The organism is Rhodovibrio sodomensis, from assembly GCF_016583645.1.
Lineage (GTDB): Bacteria > Pseudomonadota > Alphaproteobacteria > Kiloniellales > Rhodovibrionaceae > Rhodovibrio > Rhodovibrio sodomensis.
Window position 1 is genome coordinate 1 of the sequence record NZ_NRRL01000251.1, and the last position, 1,574, is coordinate 1,574.

1 protein-coding gene and 1 pseudogene are annotated in these 1,574 nt (G+C 50.6%); one reads left to right on the forward strand and one right to left on the reverse strand.

Annotated elements, in window-relative coordinates:
• Positions 1-193 (reverse strand): annotated as a pseudogene (locus tag CKO28_RS27530) (ISL3 family transposase); the annotation flags it as partial.
• Positions 194-404: 211 nt separating this feature from the next.
• Here CKO28_RS27530 and CKO28_RS27535 point away from each other — a divergent pair.
• On the forward strand, positions 405-1,349 hold the full coding sequence (locus CKO28_RS27535) for an FkbM family methyltransferase (RefSeq protein WP_200344709.1): 945 nt from the start codon (positions 405-407) through the stop codon (positions 1,347-1,349).
• Positions 1,350-1,574: the final 225 nt, after the last annotated feature.

Genomic DNA, 1,574 nt, shown 5'->3' on the forward strand with positions numbered 1-1,574 from the left:
AGGTCATCTTCTTGAAGTCATGCGCCTTGCACGACCGCCCGCAGGTCGGACACGGGAACTGCGCCCCGCGGCGCGTGCCCACGCGCAGGTGCAGCTCGTGCGGCTGCTTGCTGGTGTCGAGGTGCTGGTCGAGGAGTATCCACGGCTCCTCCAGACCGAGACCGAGCGCGAAGATATCCTGGCTGTTGCTCACCGGAGCCTCCCGACCGCTGCTGGCATTGGCCGCCGCGGCTGGCGGGCTCCGCCTTATGGAGGGGCTCCGCCCGCCAGCCGCGGCTCTACCCGTTCAACTCGGGAACCAACCTGCCGTGCAGCCATGGGCACAGGCCACCCGAAATCCATTCGCAGCGTCGAGGAGCCATAAAAAGACAGGTTCACACGTTTATAGAACAGCGGAGTCGCACATGACTAAGGTAGCAGGCTTGGCAAAGCGAACATATTGGAAGCTCGCAAAAAAACTAACGAAGTCGAAAAGAGCGTCAAAACGGCAAGGCACGGCGGTTCTATCTGGAACACAATACCAATTACCAACATGGCAGGAGTCCCCGCTCAATTTTTCGGAGCAGCATGAAAGGTGGCTTGATCCGATCTTCTCGACCATTCAAAACTTTAAAGAAGGTTCGTTTTTAGATGTCGGTGTCAATCGTGGCCAAACTCTTGCCAAGTTTCTGACCATTTCACCTGAGCGGACTTACATCGGGTTTGAGCCTCAAGCTTCTTGCGTAACTTTTCTCCAAGATTTCTTTCGTATTAACAAGAAAACGAATTGTCGTGTTGTACCCGCAGGTTTATCAGACGTTAACGGTGTTAAGCAGCTATTTTTTCGCACTGGTCAGCCGGGAGATGGCACAGCTTCGATTGCTGAAGCCCATAGACCAGCAAGTTTTTATACGGAGTCTTGGGTTATACCTGTTTTCAAAGGAGACGATATAATTCCTGAACTTGAGGTATCGAATATTTCTACAGTGAAGATTGACGTAGAAGGAGCTGAACTGGAGGTTATCAAGGGTATGCGCGACACCCTCGGTGCAATGCGACCGTTCTTAGTGTTTGAAGTTTTAAACAATTTTCTTGTGGCAACGGGTGAAGCGTTGTCTCCAGAGCTAACTAAATACCGTAACCGACGTGCGCTGGAAATATCAGAGACATTAAATAAATTAGGCTACAACATATACAATATCCATGATCGATCTCTTATTCAGATCAGAGAAATTAAACCAGAGATTTCATCAGACCTCACAATAACAGACTACCTCGCAATTCCGAAAGAATATGAGAATGAGGCAAAGAGAAAATTTTCAGAGTATTTTGAGTTTCGGAACGCGGAGCAGTCGCAAATGTCCGCTTAGGGTCAACGGGCAGCCGACCATGACGGCAGAGGAGGTGGCAGCTGTTGGGGGCAGTCCTGCTATGAGTGGGTACCTTCCGTTTGGGCTTCACCACTAGACGGAACTTTTTACTTCGTTTTCCGGCTAAGTTTCTGAATGTGAACAACGAATCCGGCTGTCGGCGGCTCCGTGTACCCATGTAAATGGCGGGCCTTCATTCTTGACATCGTGCTCTAGGTACGATTC

What these genes read in the sequence shown, in the direction of transcription:
- CKO28_RS27535 (WP_200344709.1), top strand. Translation starts at nt 405, where the DNA reads ATGACTAAGGTAGCAGGCTTGGCAAAGCGAACATATTGGAAGCTCGCA.